Annotated in this window: 15 protein-coding genes; 3 read left to right on the top strand and 12 right to left on the bottom strand. The window is 61.5% G+C overall.

Going from position 1 to position 16,914, the window contains the following annotated elements:
* Positions 1-201: 201 nt before the first annotated feature.
* From msrQ to ilvC, 4 genes are all read right to left on the bottom strand, one after another.
* Positions 202-792 (bottom strand): protein-methionine-sulfoxide reductase heme-binding subunit MsrQ, encoded by a 591-nt coding sequence (gene msrQ / locus A11A3_RS08840; protein ID WP_008928945.1) that lies wholly within the window; start codon positions 790-792, stop codon positions 202-204.
* Positions 792-1,787 carry a protein-methionine-sulfoxide reductase catalytic subunit MsrP gene (gene msrP / locus A11A3_RS08835; protein ID WP_008928944.1) on the bottom strand — a complete coding sequence of 332 codons (996 nt, stop codon included), beginning with the start codon at positions 1,785-1,787 and terminating at the stop codon, positions 792-794. The genes msrQ and msrP overlap by 1 nt, the downstream gene beginning before the upstream one ends.
* Before the next feature lie 99 nt (positions 1,788-1,886).
* Complete coding sequence (gene pssA / locus A11A3_RS08830; protein ID WP_008928943.1) at positions 1,887-2,669, bottom strand: CDP-diacylglycerol--serine O-phosphatidyltransferase; 783 nt, start codon at positions 2,667-2,669, stop codon at positions 1,887-1,889.
* 97 nt (positions 2,670-2,766) lie between these two features.
* Complete coding sequence (ilvC, locus tag A11A3_RS08825) at positions 2,767-3,783, bottom strand: ketol-acid reductoisomerase (protein ID WP_008928942.1); 1,017 nt, start codon at positions 3,781-3,783, stop codon at positions 2,767-2,769.
* Between the two features lie 148 nt (positions 3,784-3,931).
* Between ilvC and ilvY the strand changes: the two genes are divergently transcribed.
* Positions 3,932-4,825 (top strand): HTH-type transcriptional activator IlvY, encoded by an 894-nt coding sequence (gene ilvY, locus A11A3_RS08820; RefSeq protein ID WP_008928941.1) that lies wholly within the window; start codon positions 3,932-3,934, stop codon positions 4,823-4,825.
* Between the two features lie 46 nt (positions 4,826-4,871).
* Here ilvY and ilvN read toward each other — a convergent pair whose 3' ends face one another.
* Positions 4,872-5,363 (bottom strand): acetolactate synthase small subunit, encoded by a 492-nt coding sequence (gene ilvN, locus A11A3_RS08815; protein ID WP_008928940.1) that lies wholly within the window; start codon positions 5,361-5,363, stop codon positions 4,872-4,874.
* Positions 5,363-7,084: an acetolactate synthase 3 large subunit gene (locus tag A11A3_RS08810; protein WP_008928939.1), complete on the bottom strand. Its 1,722-nt coding sequence runs from the start codon at positions 7,082-7,084 to the stop codon at positions 5,363-5,365. Before A11A3_RS08810 ends, ilvN begins: the two co-directional genes overlap by 1 nt.
* Positions 7,085-7,533: 449 nt before the next feature.
* Here A11A3_RS08810 and A11A3_RS08805 point away from each other — a divergent pair, with 449 nt between their 5' ends.
* A complete protein-coding gene (locus tag A11A3_RS08805; RefSeq protein ID WP_008928938.1) occupies positions 7,534-8,004 on the top strand; it encodes a DUF4124 domain-containing protein in 471 nt (156 codons plus the stop codon).
* Here A11A3_RS08805 and A11A3_RS17250 read toward each other — a convergent pair.
* From A11A3_RS17250 to rluD, 5 genes are all read right to left on the bottom strand, one after another.
* Positions 7,998-8,849 (bottom strand): endonuclease/exonuclease/phosphatase family protein, encoded by an 852-nt coding sequence (locus tag A11A3_RS17250; RefSeq protein WP_008928937.1) that lies wholly within the window; start codon positions 8,847-8,849, stop codon positions 7,998-8,000. The two genes, A11A3_RS08805 and A11A3_RS17250, sit on opposite strands and share 7 nt — an antisense overlap.
* On the bottom strand, positions 8,846-9,472 hold the full coding sequence (locus A11A3_RS08795) for a sulfotransferase family 2 domain-containing protein (protein WP_008928936.1): 627 nt from the start codon (positions 9,470-9,472) through the stop codon (positions 8,846-8,848). The genes A11A3_RS17250 and A11A3_RS08795 overlap by 4 nt, the downstream gene beginning before the upstream one ends.
* A gap of 142 nt (positions 9,473-9,614) precedes the next feature.
* Positions 9,615-12,200 (bottom strand): ATP-dependent chaperone ClpB, encoded by a 2,586-nt coding sequence (gene clpB, locus A11A3_RS08790; protein WP_008928935.1) that lies wholly within the window; start codon positions 12,198-12,200, stop codon positions 9,615-9,617.
* A 148-nt stretch (positions 12,201-12,348) separates the two neighbouring features.
* On the bottom strand, positions 12,349-13,095 hold the full coding sequence (pgeF, locus tag A11A3_RS08785) for a peptidoglycan editing factor PgeF (protein ID WP_008928934.1): 747 nt from the start codon (positions 13,093-13,095) through the stop codon (positions 12,349-12,351).
* The gene (gene rluD, locus A11A3_RS08780; protein ID WP_008928933.1) at positions 13,092-14,069 is read right to left on the bottom strand and encodes a 23S rRNA pseudouridine(1911/1915/1917) synthase RluD; all 978 of its coding nucleotides are present in this window, start codon (positions 14,067-14,069) and stop codon (positions 13,092-13,094) included. Before rluD ends, pgeF begins: the two co-directional genes overlap by 4 nt.
* A 65-nt stretch (positions 14,070-14,134) precedes the next feature.
* Here rluD and A11A3_RS08775 point away from each other — a divergent pair, with 65 nt between their 5' ends.
* Positions 14,135-14,953 (top strand): outer membrane protein assembly factor BamD, encoded by an 819-nt coding sequence (locus A11A3_RS08775; protein WP_008928932.1) that lies wholly within the window; start codon positions 14,135-14,137, stop codon positions 14,951-14,953.
* Positions 14,954-15,211: 258 nt separating this feature from the next.
* Here A11A3_RS08775 and A11A3_RS08770 read toward each other — a convergent pair whose 3' ends face one another.
* On the bottom strand, positions 15,212-16,837 hold the full coding sequence (locus A11A3_RS08770; protein ID WP_008928931.1) for an NAD+ synthase: 1,626 nt from the start codon (positions 16,835-16,837) through the stop codon (positions 15,212-15,214).
* Between the last annotated feature and the right edge of the window lie 77 nt (positions 16,838-16,914).

Here is a 16,914-nt window from a genome sequence, read left to right as displayed (position 1 = left end):
CACGTTTGCTTGCCTGATTGTTAAAGAGCGTTGGAAGCTGTTTGCTTCCCGACTGCGTCGTTGGCGTGTTGCCGTGTCCGCCGTCGTTGTGGGGGCGCATTCTAGAGATTTGCGGGGAACCGTCAACACTTTTTTCATGACTTTTTTATCGAACGGTCACCTTTTGAGCATGAAGGTGGAAAAACCGCCAAATCCGGCGATTTACGGCTGTTTCTTGACCAGAATCCGGTCTTTCAGCAGGCGGTACAGCAGCAGCACAGCGGCCACCGAGGCAAACACCACGGTCTCCCCATAGCCGGATTTCTGTACCCAGTACTGGTGAATGATGGCCAGCACCAGGGTGACAAAGATCAACTTATGCAATTTTGTCCATTTTCGACCCAGCCGGCGGCGTGCCTTGCGGGTGCTAGTGGCGGCCAGAGGCCACATGGCCAGCCAGGCCAGTGTGCCCACCACGATATAGGGCCGCTTGGTCAGTTCCTGACCCAGTACCGACGGGTCCCAACCAAGCAACAGGGTTGCCCAGGCAAGAAAATGCAGACACGCATAGATAAAGCCCCAGAGCCCGAAGGTTCGCCGCCAGATGACCAGACCAGGCACCTTGAGCAGCTGGGATGCCGGTCGCATGCTCAGGCAGGTGAGGATCAGCACCAGCGCCCACCAGCCGATGGCCTTGACGAAGGTTTCCGCCGGATCCGGGCCCATGGCGCCACTGGCCGCCTGCCAGACAATCCAGCCCAGCGGCAGCGCTCCCAGGGGCCAGGCCAGCCATGTCCAGTATCGTGTTTTCATCAGTAGTACTTCTTCAGGTCCATGCCCTTGTACAGGCTGGCCACCTGGTCATAGCCGTTGAACATGCGGGTGGGCACCCAGTTGGGGTCAAAGAAGGAGTTGGGCAGACGACGCTCGCGGGACTGGGACCAGCGCGGGTGGTCCACATGGGGGTTCACGTTGGCATAGAAGCCGTACTCATTGGGCGCCAGCATGTTCCAGGTGGTCTGCGGCCGGGTGTCGGTCAACTCGATACGGACAATCGACTTGATCGACTTGAAGCCATACTTCCAGGGCACCACCAGCCGAAAGGGTGCCCCATTCTGGTTGGGCAAGGTGCGCCCGTAGAGCCCCACCGCCATCAGCGTCAGCGGATGCATGGCCTCGTCCAGCCGCAGCCCTTCCCGGTAGGGCCAGTCGATGCCGGTGAAGGGCGAGCGCACGCCGGGCATCTGGTCCGCATCAGCCAGGCTGGTAAAGGCGACATATTTGGCCTTGCTGGTGGGCTGGAGCTTTTTCAGCAGGCTGGCCAGGGGCACGCCGACCCAGGGAATCACCATGGACCAGGCCTCCACACAGCGCAGGCGATAAATGCGTTCCTCCAGTTGCAGGCCCTTGAGCAGATCTTCCAGGGCGTACTCACCGGGCTTTTCCACCTCGCCCGCCACGGTCACCGACCAGGGATCGGTCTTGAGTGTATGGGCATTGGCGGCCGGGTCGGTCTTGCCGGTACCGAATTCGTAGAAATTGTTGTAGTGCGTGACATCCTGATAAGGCGTCAGCGCCTCATCGCTATCCGGCTTGCCATCCATGGCCTTGGCCACCTGGTCCTTGAGCCAGCGTGGGCGGGCGGCATCCTCATCCACGGCCGCCACCTCCCGGGCCCAGGCGGGCATGGCACTGAACAGGCCCGCCAGCCCACCCAGCATCATCAGCTCGCGGCGCTTGAGGTAGACCGACTCCGGGGTAATCTCGTGGCTGCGCGGGCTATTGGGGTCTGTGTGTCTGATCAGCATGATGGGCTCCCGTATCCAGTGGCGGTTGCTAACAGCCTAGAACAAAAAAAGGGCGCCTTCGTGAAGACGCCCTTCTTTGATACCGCAAAGCGGCATTTGTTACGCGGTTTTCTTGCGAATGCCCCACAGACTGAGCAATAGACCGGTAATCACATAAATCACCGCCACGGACAACAGTACCAGCGGCGGATCCAGGAAGACGATGGCGAAGGCGACGATCACCCCCAGCAGCACCTTGAAAGGGACCCGGCCGATGTGGAACTCCTTGAAGGAGTGATATTTCACCGAGGACACCATCAGCAGGCCGGCCCCGGCCACAGCAATCGCCACCAGCCAGGACACGTCAGCCCCGTCAATGCCGCGACTGGCGCCCAGCCAGACCATGGTCGCCACCAGGCCGGCGCCGGTGGGGCTGGGCAGGCCGATGAAGAAACGCTTGTCGGTGGTTTCCGCCTGCACATTGAAACGAGCCAGGCGCAGGGCCGCGCAGGCCACATAGATGAAAGCCGCCATCCAGCCGAACTTGCCCAGCCCGGAGAGCGCCCAGGCGTAGGCCACCAGCCCTGGAGCCACCCCGAAGGCGACGCAGTCGGACAGGGAGTCATACTCGGCGCCGAACTTGCTCTGGGTGTTGGTCAGGCGCGCCACACCGCCATCCATACCATCCAGAATGCCGGCCACGATGATGCCGATGGCGGCATTTTCAAAAAGGCCGTTCATGGCCGCCACAATCGCATAAAAGCCGGCAAACAATGCGCCGGTGGTAAACAGATTGGGCAGCAGATACACACCCTTGTGGCGGGCGCCGGTGCGATGCTCGGCTTCAACCACCTCAAAGGTTTCGGATGCCTCGGGCAGCCGGGTTTTGTCGTTGTCCTGCATGGTCGTCCATCCATTAATGATTGGGGCTAGTGTAGCGCAGCCCCATGAAACAAAAAACGCGGCCGAAGCCGCGTTTTCCGTCGATCAGGACAAGCGCTTAGTTTTTGCTCTTGTCGACGATCTGATTGGCCTTGATCCAGGGCATCATGCCACGCAGCTTCTCACCCACCTGCTCGATGGGATGGGCCGCGTTGTTGCGACGGGCCGCGGTCATGGACGGGTAGTTCAGGGCACCTTCGGAGATGAACTGCTTGGCGTACTCACCACTCTGGATACGCTTGAGAGCGTTGCGCATGGCGGCACGGGACTCCTCGTTGATCACTTCCGGACCGGTCACGTACTCACCATACTCCGCGTTGTTGGAGATGGAGTAGTTCATGTTGGCGATGCCGCCCTCGTACATCAGGTCGACAATCAGCTTGAGTTCGTGCAGACACTCGAAGTAGGCCATTTCCGGCGCATAGCCGGCTTCGGTCAGGGTTTCGAAACCAGCTTTGACCAGCTCTACCGCACCACCACACAGGACAGCCTGCTCACCGAACAGGTCGGTTTCGGTCTCATCCTTGAAGGTGGTTTCGATGATGCCAGTACGACCACCGCCCACGCCGGACGCATAGGACAGGGCCACGTTCTTGGCGTTGCCGGAAGCGTCCTGGAAGATGGCGATCAGGTCGGGAATACCGCCGCCCTTGGTGAACTCGGTGCGCACGGTGTGGCCAGGCGCTTTGGGAGCGATCATGATCACGTCCAGATCGCTACGGGGCACGATCTGGTTGTAGTGGATGGCAAAACCGTGGGCGAAGGCCAGGGTGGCGCCTTCTTTCAGGTTCGGCTCGATCTCTTCACGGTACAGCTGGGACTGGAACTCGTCCGGAGTCAGCACCATGACCACATCGGCAGCGGCAACGGCGGACGGTACATCGCTAACCTTCAGACCATGGGCTTCGGCCTTGGCGATGGAAGAAGAACCCGGGCGCAGGCCCACGGTCACGTCAACGCCGGAGTCGTTCAGGTTGCAGGCGTGGGCGTGGCCCTGGGAACCGTAGCCGATGATGGCCACTTTCTTGCCCTGGATGATGGAAAGATCGCAATCCTTGTCGTAATACACTTGCATGCTCATAGCTCTGGCTCTTTCAGATAGCAGTGAATAAGGGTCGAGCCGTCAAAAGCGGCCCCGGACAGGCGAGCCACTCTAGGCTATCTGCCGCATTGCGTAAAATGATATATTTGAAACATTGCATTGCGATTAAAGAAACAACCCCATGGATACCAAACCCCTGCGCCTGTTCCTGACCCTGGCGGACACCTTGCACTTCGGTCGCACCAGCGCCATGTGCCATGTCAGCCCGTCTACGCTCAGCCGTACCATCCAGCAACTGGAAGAGGAGCTGGGCGTCCCCCTGTTCTACCGCGACAACCGCAGCGTCACCCTGACCCGGGAAGGCCGGCGCTTCCAGGAATACGCCCGCGATACCCTGATGCGCTGGGACACGCTGCGCCATGCCCTGCAGGAGGACCGGCGGGTTCTGCAAGGGGCCTTGAGCCTGTACTGCTCGGTGACCGCCAGCTACAGCTTTCTGTATGACATTCTCAGCAGCTTCCGCCACCAGTACCCGCGTATCGAGCTGAAACTGCACACCGGCGACCCGGCCTGGGCGGTGCAGCGCATTCAGCAGGGCGAGGAAGATATTGCCATCGGCGCCCGCCCGGACCACCTGCCCGGCGGTATCGCCTTTCGCCCCATCGCCCGTTCCCCCCTGCTGTTTATTGCCCCGGCCGGCCAGTCCCAGCTGGCCGATCGGCTGGGCGGCGAAGCCCGAGACAGTGCCTGGCAGGATGTACCGATGATCCTGTCCGAGGAAGGCCTGGCCCGGGAGCGGGTGGACCGGTGGTTTCGTCAGTTGGGCGTCAAACCCCACATCTATGCCCAGGTGGGCGGTAACGAGGCCATCGTCAGCATGGTCAGCCTGGGCTTTGGTGTCGGGATCGTGCCGCGCATCGTGCTCGACAACAGCCCACTGGCCAGTCGCATCCGGGTACTGGATGTGCAGCCGGCGCTGGCCCCCTACGAGGTGGGGTTATTTACCCAGGAGCGACGGCGGGAAGAGCCGCTGATCCAGGCTTTCTGGTCACAGCTGCCTGACAAGCAGGCATAAAAAAACCGCCCCGAGGGGGCGGCTTTTCAACCACGACATTGGCGCCTTACAGGCTCAGCACCTTTTCGCCGCGGGCAATGCCGGAGACGCCGGAACGCACCACTTCCAGCACCTGGGCTTCACCAATGGCGCCGATGAAGGCATCCAGCTTGTCGGACGCCCCGGTGAGCTGGATGGTGTAAACCGTGCTGGTCACATCCACGATCTGACCGCGGAAGATATCCACACTGCGTTTCACCTCGGCGCGCTGGGCACCGGTGGCTTTCACCTTGATCAGCATCAGCTCACGCTCAATGTGCGCCCCCTCGGTGAGGTCCACCAGTTTGACCACCTCGATCAACTTGTTGAGATGCTTGGTGATCTGCTCGATCTTCAGATCATCCCCGTAGGTGGTCAGGGTCAGACGGGACAGAGTGCTGTCCTCGGTGGGCGCCACGGACAGGGAATCGATGTTGTAGCCCCGCTGGGAGAACAGACCAATTACCCGGCTCAGTGCGCCCGGCTCGTTTTCCATGAGAATAGAAATAATTCGACGCATCAGGTCCGCTCCGTCTTGCTCAGCCACATATCGCGCATGGAACCGTCAGCAATCTGCATCGGGTACACGTGCTCGGTGGGGTCTACATAGATATCCATGAATACCAGACGATCCTTCAGGGCGAAGGCTTCATCCATGGCCCCCTGCAGATCCTCAAACCTGGTGACTTTCATGCCCACATGGCCATAGGCCTCGGCCAGGGCGACGAAGTCCGGCAGGGACTCCATGTAGGATTGGCTGTGACGACCGCCGTACTGCATGTCCTGCCACTGGCGCACCATGCCCAGGGCCTGATTGTTGATGTTGATGATCTTCACCGGCAGGCCGTACTGCAAACAGGTGGACAGCTCCTGGATATTCATCTGGATGGAGCCTTCACCGGTGACACAGGCCACGGTGGCATCGGGAAACGCGAACTGCACGCCCATGGCCGCCGGCAAGCCGAAACCCATGGTCCCCAGGCCACCGGAGTTGATCCAGCGACGGGGCTTATCGTACTTGTAGTACTGGGCGGCAAACATCTGGTGCTGGCCCACGTCAGAGGTGACATAGGCGTCACCGTTAGTGGCCTTGTACAGTGCTTCCACCACCTGCTGGGGCTTCATGGGGCCATCCTTGTTGACCTCATAACGCATGCCATGGATCTTGCGCCAGCCTTCGATTTCTTCCCACCAGCGCTCCAGCGCTTTCTGATCCGGCTCGCCGCCGTGCTCGTCCAGGGCCGCCAGCATCTCTTCGAGCACCTGATGCACCGGACCGACGATAGGAATGTGCGCCATCACGTTCTTGGAGATAGTCGCCGGGTCGATATCGATGTGGATGATCTTGGCCCCCGGGCAGAACTTCTTCACGTTGTTGGTCACGCGGTCGTCCAGGCGCGCACCAACCGCCAGGATCACGTCGGAATTGTGCATGGTCATGTTGGCTTCATAGGTGCCGTGCATGCCCAGCATGCCCACGTTCTGCTTGTCAGTGCCCGGGAAGCAGCCCAGCCCCATGAGGGTGTTGGTCACCGGGAAGTTGAGGCGATGGGCCAGTTGCGTCAGCAGCTCGCTGCCCTCGCCCTGCACCACGCCACCGCCGGCATAGATCACCGGGCGCTTGGCTTTCATCAGCTCTTCCACCGCCTTGCGGATCTGGCCGGAATGGCCACGGCTGACCGGCGCATAGGAGCGCATCTTGACCTTTTTCGGGTATTCGTAGGGGTTCTTCACGTTCGGCGCGGTCTGGTCCTTGGGAATATCGACCAGTACCGGGCCGGGACGGCCGGTGGTGGCAATGTAGAACGCCTTCTTCATGATCTCGGGAATGTCCTTGGCGTCGCGGACCATGAAGCTGTGCTTCACCACCGGACGGGACACACCGATCATGTCGGTTTCCTGGAAGGCATCATCGCCAATCCAGTCAGAGCGAACCTGGCCGGACAGCACGATCATGGGAATGGAGTCCATGAAGGCGGTGGCCAGGCCAGTGATGGCATTGGTGGCGCCGGGGCCGGACGTGACCATGACCACACCGGGCTTGCCGGTGGCACGGGCATAACCGTCCGCCGCATGGGTGGCCGCCTGCTCGTGGCGCACCAGAATGTGGTTGACCTTGTCCTGCTGGAACAGCGCATCATAGATGTGCAGTACAGACCCTCCGGGATACCCGAAGATGTACTCCACCCCCTCGTCTTGCAGCGCACGGACCACCATTTCCGCGCCGGATAACATTTCCACGGTTGCTACCTCAAATCAGAATGCATATAACCCACTGCCTGGCAGCGGGACGACTTTGCTGGAGACCTGCAGAGAGAACGCCTTACTTGGGCATTCTGAAGTCCGGTCGGAGGTGGCCGACCCAGGACGCAGGCAGAGAGGCGATCAGGAGGTGCCGGGCTCGAAAGCGGGGAAAAAAGAGACGAATCCCGCTTTGAACACAGAAACCTCCGGAGGCTCCCACAGCGGGACGAGAGTGCAGTGATACTGCTGACCGGACATCGCGGTAACGATGCCCCGGGTCCCGGCCACACAATCGCCGGTAAGCGAATGCGGGTCCCGATCTCCGGAAAGTGTTGATTTTGTCAGAAATGTGCGACCTTTCAAACCCCCGAACGCCACTTTCGGTTGCAGCCCTTCCCTGCAGCACGGCATGCTAAGCCCACCCTGACAATAAACAGAACCATGCTATGAAAAAAACCACACTGTTACTTGGGGGTGTGCTGATGGTACTGGCCAGCAGCAGCTTTGCCGCCAAATTCTACAAATGGACCGACGAGAACGGCACCACCCATTACGATGCGCAACCGCCCCAGGATGTGCAGACCAAAGAAGTGCGCACCTACAATAACGCCAGCTCCGACCAGGCCAGCGCCATTGAAAAGCTGGAAAAACAGCGTGAGCAGGCCGCCCAGGAACGGGCCAAGGCAGAAAAGCAGGCCCAGGAGCAGAAACGCGTTGAGGACAATCCGGACCAGGTCGCCAAAGAGCGCTGCGAACAGCACCGCAAAAACCTGGATATCCTCACCAACAAACCCACGGTACGTCGCAAGAACCCGGACACCGGGGAAATGGAAGTGATGGATCAGGAGGAGCGCCAGAAGATGATCGATGATACCCAAAAGGCACTGGAACAGTGCCAGAAGGACAGCGGTCAATAAGCCTGACGCGCCGCGGCCACCGGCTCTGCCGGGGCCGGCAGCGGCAATACCGTAGCCGCCCGGCGGGGCCTTACACTGACCCAGTAGAAGGGGTGGTCCGACGGGCCTGCCGGGGCCATGCCCCCATCCAGCACATCCACGCCCCGAGCAAGAATCCACTCGATACGCCCCTGGGGGTTTTCCACCCGAGCCAATCGCACCGCATCCACCTGGGGATGGGTCTGCAGAAAATGCTGTAATAGCGGATAAGCCGCCGGCACATTGAAATCCCCCATCAGCACCGCCCGTGGCTGGGCCATGAAACGGGCCAGCACGGTTTCCAGCTGAATTCGTTGATCGCGGCGGCGCGCAAGGTGCGTCACCATCACCGTCAGCGGCAATCCGGCCACCTCCACCTCGGCGGACAGCAGGCAGCGCGGATGGGTACCGGTGCTGTCCGGCAAGGGCTCCCGGTACCAGCGGCGCAATGCCGGACGAAACAGCAAGCCGTTACCCCGGTCGTCACTGAACCAGCGCCGCTGACAGGGCGCGTACAGGCCCCCCAGGCCCAGCAAGCCGGCCAGACGCCGGGCCTGGTTCTGCTGCCAGGGCCACACTGCGCCCTGCACCTCGCACAGTCCCACCACATCCATGGCGCCGAGCACCTTGGCGATACGCCCCAGATCACGGCGGCCATCCAGTCCCTTACCACGATGAATGTTATAGATGCCAATACGGCAGAAATCCTGGCGGGCCTGCCCACCACTGCCCGGTACCTGCTGACCATATCCGGCCCCCACCCCCTGCCTGCGTCCCAGCAGGTGCAGCAAGGCGGCCATTGTCACAACCAGCAGCAGCGCCATCATGAGAACGAGTACCCGAACAGCTCGATGTCACGTTGCCAGTGCCGAGCCACCAGGTCCCGGGTGCGAGCATCGTAGTAGTCCTGGTAAGGACGGTGAGGAAAGCGATTGGTCACCGGTAACGGGTTATCCAGGCCCAGATGATCACAGACAAACGCAAAATCCGCCGACAGATTTTCATAGCGGCCGACAAAGTCCAGCCCGGGCTGGCCAGCCCGGTCCAGCACTCTCGGGGCCTGATGAAGCTTGCCGCGACGAATCTCATAGCGCACGTAATCGGAAAACTCGCCCAGTGCAGCGATGTGCCGGTGGCGACGCCGGCGCTGCTTGTGCAGGGCAGCATTGTACTCCGATACCAGCCGGTCCCAGGGATTGCGCACGAAGGCAAACTTGAAAAAGCGCTGATAGTCCTGCCGGGGAAGGCGCGACTGTACCAGCGCCAACCCACAGTGGGTGGGGAAACGATAGTGCCGATAATCCCGTGGCAACCCCACCTGCCGCAGCAATGAGAACCAGCGGCTGGGGGGGCGCGCCAGCGCATGCTCACGCAACACCGTGCGCACACTGGTGCCCCCGGTCTTTTCAATATGAATGAAGATGAACTGCTTGTGTTCGGAAATCAGCATGCCTTGCTCCCTCTGAGCGAGAGCATGGCCACTGTCAGTCGCCCTCAAGGGTCATTGGCATGACAATTTGGCGAAACCCGATGAAGGGGGTTCAGGCAATAAAAAGGCCGGCAAATGCCGGCCTTCTCCCGCCCAGTGGCTATCAGCGCTGGAAGCTATAGCCAGACTCGCTGACATCCACCCGGATGGTATCGCCCTGGGCAAACTCGCCCTTGAGCAATGCCTGGGCCAGCGGATTCTCCAGCTGCTGCTGGATGGCCCGCTTGAGCGGCCGGGCACCGTAGACCGGGTCGAAGCCGGCTTCCACCAGTTTCGACAGCGCCGCATCGCTGAGCTCCAGACGAATATCGCGCTCGGCCAGTCGCTTGCGCAGGAAGTCCAGCTGGATGGAGGCAATGCCCTTGAGCTGGTCCTTCTGCAGCGGATGGAAGACCACGGTTTCGTCCACCCGGTTGATGAACTCCGGGCGGAAGTGGTTGCCCACCACTTCCATGACGGCGGCTTTCATGGCCTCGTAGTCATTGTCACCGGCCAGCTTCTGGATCAGGTCGGACCCCAGGTTGGAGGTCATCACCACCACGGTGTTGCGAAAATCCACGGTGCGGCCCTGACCGTCGGTGAGGCGACCGTCATCGAGCACCTGCAACAGGATGTTGAAGACATCCGGGTGGGCCTTTTCCACCTCGTCCAGCAGCACCACCGAGTAGGGCTTGCGACGCACCGCTTCGGTCAGGTAACCACCCTCCTCGTAACCCACGTAACCGGGAGGCGCCCCCACCAGCCGGGCCACGGAGTGCTTCTCCATGAACTCGGACATGTCGATGCGCACCATCGCCTCTTCAGTGTCGAACAGGAAGTTGGCCAGCGCCTTGCACAGCTCGGTCTTGCCCACCCCGGTGGGGCCCAGGAACAGGAAGCTGCCATTGGGCCGGTTGGGGTCGGACAGGCCGGCGCGGGAGCGGCGTACCGCATTGGCCACCGCTTCCACTGCCTCGTCCTGGCCCACCACCCGCTGGTGCAGGGCCTCTTCCATACGCAGCAACTTGTCCTTTTCGCCTTCCAGCATTTTCGAGACCGGAATGCCGGTCCACTTGGACACCACCTCGGCAATTTCCTCGTCGGTGACCTTGTTGCGCAGCAGCTGGTTCTCGGACTGGGCCTGTTGCTCCTCCTGGTCCTGGGCCTGCTGAACCTTTTTCTCCAGTTCCGGGATCACGCCGTACTGCAGCTCGGACATGCGGTTCAGGTCGCCGGCACGACGCGCCTGCTCCATCTCCACCCGGGCCTGTTCCAGCTCCGCCTTGTATTCCTGGGCGCCCTGCAGGGCGGCCTTTTCCGCCTGCCAGATCTCTTCCAGGTCGGCGTACTGGCGCTCCTGCTCGGCAATTTCCTCTTCCAGTTTTTCCAAACGCTTGCGGCTGGCTTCGTCCTCTTCCTTGCGCAGCGCTTCGCGCTCCATCTTCAGCTGGATCAGGCGACGATCCAGGCGATCCATCTCTTCCGGCATGGAATCGATTTCCATGCGGATGCGGCTGCCAGCCTCGTCGATCAGGTCGATGGCCTTGTCCGGCAGCTGCCGGTCGGTGATGTAGCGGTGGCTCAGACGCGCGGCGGCAATGATGGCGCCATCGGTGATATCCACCCCATGGTGCACCTCGTAGCGCTCCTTGAGACCGCGCAGGATGGCGATGGTGTCTTCCACGCTGGGCTCGTCCACCAGCACCTTCTGAAAACGCCGCTCCAGCGCCGCGTCTTTCTCGATGTACTGGCGGTATTCATCCAGGGTGGTGGCGCCCACGCAGTGCAGCTCGCCACGGGCCAGGGCCGGTTTGAGCATGTTGCCGGCATCCATGGAGCCTTCGCCCTTGCCGGCGCCAACCATGGTATGCAGCTCGTCGATAAAGAGGATGATGCGCCCTTCCTGCTTGGCCAGCTCGTTGAGCACCGCCTTGAGGCGTTCCTCGAATTCACCGCGGTACTTGGCACCGGCGATCAGGGCCGCCATGTCCAGCGACAACACCTGCTTGTCCTTCAACCCTTCCGGCACTTCGCCGTTGACGATGCGCTGGGCCAGCCCTTCGACAATGGCGGTCTTGCCCACGCCGGGCTCGCCGATCAGTACCGGGTTGTTCTTGGTGCGACGCTGCAGCACCTGGATGGTACGGCGGATCTCGTCGTCACGGCCGATCACCGGGTCCAGCTTGCCGGACTCGGCCCGTTCGGTCAGGTTGACGGTGTACTTGTCCAGCGCTTCGCGCTTGTCTTCCGCATTGGGGTCATTCACCGCTTCACCGCCGCGCACTTCGGCAATCTTGTCCGCCAGCACCTTCTTGGTGACGCCGGCGTTCTTGATGATCTTGCCCAGTTCGCCGTTGTCATCACAGGCGGCCAGCAGCACCACCTCGGTGGACAGGTACTGGTCACCGCGCTGCTGGGCTTCCCGGTCCGCCAGGTTGAGCATGCGGCCCAGGGCCTGCCCCATCTGCACATCACCGTTGAAATTGCTCACGGTGGGCAGCTTTTCCACGGCCATGTTCAGGGCGGTAATCACATCGGCACTGTTGGCACCGGTTTTTTCCAGCAGGGGTTTGGCGGCGCCGCCCTGCTGCTGCATCAATGCCAGCATCAGGTGCACCGGCTCAATGGTGCTGTTGCCCTGCCCCACGGCCAGGGACTGGGCATCCGACAGGGCTTCCTGCAGACGGGCAGTCAGTTTATCCATTCGCATCTATGGCTCTCCTTTCTCCGGCTGTGATCCGTCAGGGCCTCCCCGCAGGCAAGGCAATAACGATCACCGGCTCAATCAATCACTGAGCCTTAAATGGGTCCGATTGGGCCATATTCAAGCGAATGGAGAAGAAATTCCTTGCGCTGGATCAAGCGTCCAGCCAGATCAGGGAGGCGAAACGACCGGTATCCCCTTCCTTGCGGTAGGAATAGAAACGGGAAAGGTCACAGGCGGTACACAGCTCGCCCCCCTGGACGTCATCCACTCCCAGACCGGCCAGATTAATCATGGCCGCCTGGGCCACGGAAAAGCGCCAGCGCCCCGGAGTGGCATCCGCCTTGAAGGCATCGCGGTAAGCCGGATCGGCCTTGAGGAACGCCCGGTATACTTCATCCCCCACCTGATAACACTTGCCACAGATGGCCGGCCCTAGCCAGGCGCTGAGCGACTGCCCCGCCGGCGCCAGCTGACGCACGGCCTTGCCGATAATGCCCGCCTGCAGACCGCGCCAACCGGCATGTACCGCGGCCACGGCGCTGCCGTCGTTACGCGCCAGCAACACCGGCAGGCAATCGGCGGTGAGCACCACACAGGGCCAGCGTTGCTGGTCGGTCCAGACACCATCGGCCTCGGTGTCCAGCTCACCGGCCCGGATCACCCGATTACCATGCACCTGTGTCAGCCAGGCAGCCGGGTGATCGGCTTGCAACAACTTCTCCACATGATGACGCGCCTGGGCCACCCGCTCCGGCTGGTCGCCGCAGTTGAGGCCGAGATTGAAGCCGTCCCAGGGCTTGGGCGAATGGCTACCCGCACGGGTGGTAACCACCACGCGCACCGACGGGTGAGGGTGCCATTCCGGCCACAGCCATTGGGAACGGGACGGGAGTGTCATGGGGAGTCGGCCTTTGCGTCGTCTTCCAGCACCTGGATGAGCGCCTGCATGTCATCGGGCAGCGGCGCCTCAAATTCACAGTATTCACCGCTGGCCGGATGAATCAAGCCCAGCTTGCGGGCATGCAGGGCCTGGCGCGGAAAGCGGCGCAGGGCCTCGCGCAGGGCCTCGGTGGCGCCGGCGGGCTGCTTGAGGCGCCCGCCATAAAGTGGATCACCTACCAGCGGGTATCGGATATGGGCCATGTGTACCCGGATCTGGTGGGTACGGCCAGTCTCCAGCCTCACCTGAATGCGGGTATGGGCCCGATAGCGATCTATCACCCGATAGTGAGTGACCGCTTCCTTGCCGCCCTGCGCCACCACTGCCTGCTTCTTGCGGTCCACCGGGTGGCGGCCCAGGGGTTTGTCCACCTTGCCACCGCCGGTCATGACCCCCACGGCAATGGCTTCGTACTGGCGAAACAGGCTCTTGTCCTGCAGCTGGGCCACCAGGCTCTGGTGCGCCTCAAGGGACCGGGCCACCACCATCAGGCCGGTGGTATCCCGGTCCAGGCGATGCACAATACCGGCCCGGGGCAAGCTGTTGAGCCGTTCGTCATGATGCAGCAGGCCATTGAGCAAGGTGCCATCCGCATGCCCCGCCGCCGGATGCACCACCAGCCCGGCCGGTTTGTTGATCACCAGCAAGTCGTCATCCTCGTAGACCACCTGCAGCTGGATGGACTGGGGTTGATCCTCGATCTCCGGCTCGATCACCGCCTCCAGGGCCAGCGACTCATTACCGGTGAGCTTGTCCTTGGGTTTGGCACTCTTGCCATTGACGGTCAGAGCGCCACTCTTGATCCAGCCTTGCAGGCGGGAGCGGGAGAAGCCATCAAACAGCTCCGCGGCCACCTGGTCCAGCCGCTGGCCAGCCTGCTCCGGCCGGACCTGCTCGCTGAGCTGAATTTTTTCGCCGCCAAGATGTCCCATAACTGATCCTATGCTTAAATAGCCAACCGATTTTCGCGAATTGTAACCGGTTCAACGAGGAAAGAATGCCACGAGTTGTATGGGCACTGCTGTGTACACTGCTGATTGCCGGCTGTGCCAGTAACCCGGAGGACCGCCCGGAACTGACCGAGGCCGACCAGTATCGCCAGGCGCATAAGTCTCTGGAGAAGAACAACTTCCAGACCGCCATTGACGACCTCAAGGAGCTGGAGGCCCGTTTCCCCTACGGCGAATATGCCGAGCAGGCGCAACTGGATCTGATTTATGCCAATTACCAGTCGGTGGATTACCCGGCCACGGTAGTGGCCGCCCAGCGTTTTATCCGTAACTATCCGGGCCACCCCCGCGTGGACTATGCCCTTTATATGCGCGGTCTGGCCAACTTCAATATGGAAAAAGGCCTGTTCGATAACATGGTCACCTCGGACAAGTCCTCCAGGGACCTGCAGTCCGCCCGTGATGCCTTCCAGGATTTCAAACGACTGGTGTCCCGCTTCCCGGACAGCCCCTACGCGCCGGATGCCCGCTCGCGAATGGTTCATATCCGCAACCAGCTGGCCCGCCAGGAGCTGCACGTGGCCCGCTACTACGCCCGCCGTGGAGCCATTATTGCCTCTATCAACCGGGCCCAGTATGTGGTCAAACACTACGAGCAGACCCCGGCGGTACCGGAAGCCCTGGCGATCATGGCCAAGGGCTACGAACGCCTGGGCCGCCCGGAACTGGCGGAAAAGAGCCGCCAGGTACTGGCACTGAACTGGCCGGACAGCCCCTTTCTGGGCAAGGACCAGCAGATCCGGCTGGCCTGGTGGCCCAATGAAGACAATGGCCTGCTGAGCCTGCTGACCTTCGACCTGCTCTAGCAGGCCGCAGAGCCAAAAAAGCCCGCCAACCGGCGTAATGCTGTTCACTTAAGCGGAGCAAATCTGGCTCAACTCTTTCAGGCAGGTCCCCTCTCCCCTTGCGGGAGCGGGACAGGGAGAGGGTGCGGACAAATTTCAATGACTTCCCATTGATCTGGCTGTCACGCCCCCCTCTCCCCACCCCCTCTCCCGCAAGGGGAGAGGGGCTTAAAAGCTTAAGTGAACAGCATTACGGCTGGGCCGGGCTTTTTTATGGGCTCAGTCCCCCGGTCGCCAGCCGTTGGTGATCGGGTAACGGCGATCCTTGCCAAAGGCTCGCCGACTAACCCGCGGGCCCACCGCCGCCTGGCGTCGCTTGTACTCGTTGCGATCGGTGAGCTTGACCACCCGGTAGACGGTGTCACGCTCGAAACCGTCACGAATCACGGCCTCGGCACTCATGTCCTGTTCCACATAGCGCTCCAGGATGGCATCCAGCTGGTCGTAATCGGGCAGCGAATCGCTGTCTACCTGGTCCGGCGCCAGCTCGGCAGAGGGTGGGCGACTAATGACCCGCTCCGGGATGATCTCGGCCCCGGCTTGCTGGTTACGCCAACGGGCCAGGCGGAACACCCAGGTCTTGAAAACATCCTTCAATACCGAAAAGCCCCCGGCCATGTCCCCGTAGAGGGTGGCATAACCCACCGCCATCTCACTCTTGTTACCGGTGGTCAGCACCACCGAACCGTTCTTGTTGGACAGCGCCATCAGCAGCACCCCGCGACAGCGGGCCTGCAGGTTTTCTTCGGTGGTATCGGTGGGCAGGCCGGCAAAGGGTTCGGCGAGAATGTCCATAAAGCCGTTAAAGGCACTCTCGATGGGCAGCACCCGGTAATGCACCCGCAGGGTTCTTGCCTGTTTCTCGGCATCTTCGACACTGATGGCCGAGGTATAACGGAACGGCATCATCACCGCTTCCACCCGTTCCGGCCCCAGCGCATCCACCGCCACCGCCAGCGTGAGCGCCGAGTCGATACCGCCGGAAAGGCCCAGCAGGGCGCCCTTGAAGCCATTCTTGTTGACGTAATCACGGGTGGCCAGCACCAGCGCCTGGTAGAGGCTTTCCTCGTGCCCCGGTACCGGCAGGAGCTCACCACGGGGCCGGCAGCTACCGGCCTCACAGTTCAGATCCACAGGAATCAGGGCATCAGCGAAACTGGCGCCCTGTACGCAACGCTCACCGTCAGCACCACAGGCAAAAGAGGCGCCATCAAACACCAGTTCATCCTGACCACCCACCAGGTTGCAGTAGAGCACGGGCAGCCCGGTTTCCCGGCAACGAGCCTGCACCTGCTCCAGGCGCTCAGCCACCTTGCCGGCCCGGAACGGCGAGGCATTGAGGTTAAGCACCACATCGACGCCGGCATCCTGCAGCTGTGAAGCCGGGCCGCTGTGCCAGATATCTTCACAGATGGTCAGACCGAAACGCTGGCCATTGAGCTCGAATACACAGGCCCGGTCACCGGGCTGGAAGTAGCGCTTTTCATCGAAAACCCGGTAGTTGGGCAGATGCTGTTTGAAGTATTCATGGCGCGGCCGCGTGTCTCCCGGAAACAGCACCCCGGCACTGTTGCGGCGCATGCCGTTACGCACCGCCGGGTAACCGATCACCACCGGCACGGAAATTTCCTGGCCGATCCGGGCCAGAGCGTCATCCACCCGACTGTTGAGGCTGGGCCGCAGCAACAGGTCTTCCGGCGGATAGCCGGTCAGCACCAGTTCGGGAAACAGCACCAATTCCGCGCCCAGCAGGCGACGCGCCTCCTCGGCGGCCTTGATGATGATGCGGGCATTGCCCTCGATGTCACCCACCAGGGTATTCTGCTGGGCCATGATAATGCGCATGCTCTACCGACCTTTCCTCGAATGAGCGCTGATTGTACTCTTTAGCCGGCAAGGTATGAATCAGCCAAGCGGAGAGC

This window comes from Alcanivorax hongdengensis A-11-3, assembly GCF_000300995.1.
Classification (GTDB): domain Bacteria; phylum Pseudomonadota; class Gammaproteobacteria; order Pseudomonadales; family Alcanivoracaceae; genus Alcanivorax; species Alcanivorax hongdengensis.
The sequence above is the reverse complement of the archived record's forward strand: the minus strand, read 5'-3'. Positions and strand labels throughout refer to the sequence as shown.

Coding starts and splice junctions, on each gene's coding strand:
- msrQ (WP_008928945.1), bottom strand. CDS start 792: ATGAAAACACGATACTGGACATGGCTGGCCTGGCCCCTGGGAGCGCTG.
- msrP (WP_008928944.1), bottom strand. CDS start 1,787: ATGCTGATCAGACACACAGACCCCAATAGCCCGCGCAGCCACGAGATT.
- pssA (WP_008928943.1), bottom strand. CDS start 2,669: ATGCAGGACAACGACAAAACCCGGCTGCCCGAGGCATCCGAAACCTTT.
- ilvC (WP_008928942.1), bottom strand. CDS start 3,783: ATGCAAGTGTATTACGACAAGGATTGCGATCTTTCCATCATCCAGGGC.
- ilvY (WP_008928941.1), top strand. CDS start 3,932: ATGGATACCAAACCCCTGCGCCTGTTCCTGACCCTGGCGGACACCTTG.
- ilvN (WP_008928940.1), bottom strand. CDS start 5,363: ATGCGTCGAATTATTTCTATTCTCATGGAAAACGAGCCGGGCGCACTG.
- A11A3_RS08805 (WP_008928938.1), top strand. CDS start 7,534: ATGAAAAAAACCACACTGTTACTTGGGGGTGTGCTGATGGTACTGGCC.
- A11A3_RS17250 (WP_008928937.1), bottom strand. CDS start 8,849: ATGATGGCGCTGCTGCTGGTTGTGACAATGGCCGCCTTGCTGCACCTG.
- A11A3_RS08795 (WP_008928936.1), bottom strand. CDS start 9,472: ATGCTGATTTCCGAACACAAGCAGTTCATCTTCATTCATATTGAAAAG.
- clpB (WP_008928935.1), bottom strand. CDS start 12,200: ATGCGAATGGATAAACTGACTGCCCGTCTGCAGGAAGCCCTGTCGGAT.
- pgeF (WP_008928934.1), bottom strand. CDS start 13,095: ATGACACTCCCGTCCCGTTCCCAATGGCTGTGGCCGGAATGGCACCCT.
- rluD (WP_008928933.1), bottom strand. CDS start 14,069: ATGGGACATCTTGGCGGCGAAAAAATTCAGCTCAGCGAGCAGGTCCGG.
- A11A3_RS08775 (WP_008928932.1), top strand. CDS start 14,135: ATGCCACGAGTTGTATGGGCACTGCTGTGTACACTGCTGATTGCCGGC.
- A11A3_RS08770 (WP_008928931.1), bottom strand. CDS start 16,837: ATGCGCATTATCATGGCCCAGCAGAATACCCTGGTGGGTGACATCGAG.